A 518-nucleotide genomic window follows, 5' to 3' on the forward strand; every position below is an offset into this window, starting at 1 on the left:
GAGCCGGGCCCAGCCCTCCGCGTCCGTCGTCGCGGAGGCGGCCACCAGACGCAGCTCGGGCCGCAGCGCGGCCCTGACGTCGAGGAGGAAGGCGGCGACGGTGTCCGCGTCGAGATGGCGCTCGTGGCACTCGTCGAGCACGACGACATCGACCCCGGCCAACTCCTGGTCGCGCTGCAGGCGTTGAAGGAGCACTCCGGTGGTGACGACCTCGACGACGCTGCCGGGGCCGACGGACCGCTCGCCCCGCACGGTGAAGCCGACCCGCCCGCCCGTCCGCTCGCCGAGCAGCCAGGCCATCCGCCGCGCGGCCGCCCGGGCCGCGATCCGGCGCGGCTCGGCGACCACGACCCGGCGCACCGGGCCGTCCCCGGCCAGGCCCGCGAGGACCAGTGGCACGAGGGTCGTCTTGCCGGTGCCGGGCGGCGCGCACAGCACGGCCGTCCCGTGCCCGTCGAGCGCGGCGAGCAGCTCGGGCACGGCCTCGCGGACGGGGAGGGCGTCGAGTGCGTCGGTTC

Annotated in this window: 1 protein-coding gene; it reads right to left on the reverse strand. The window is 77.6% G+C overall.

Going from position 1 to position 518, the window contains the following annotated elements:
- The coding region (locus E6R62_RS39090; RefSeq protein WP_136218058.1) for a DEAD/DEAH box helicase at positions 1 to 518 on the reverse strand (518 nt) is incomplete at both ends.

Source organism: Streptomyces sp. A1136, assembly GCF_004795055.1.
In the GTDB taxonomy this organism is placed as follows: Bacteria; Actinomycetota; Actinomycetes; order Streptomycetales; family Streptomycetaceae; genus Streptomyces.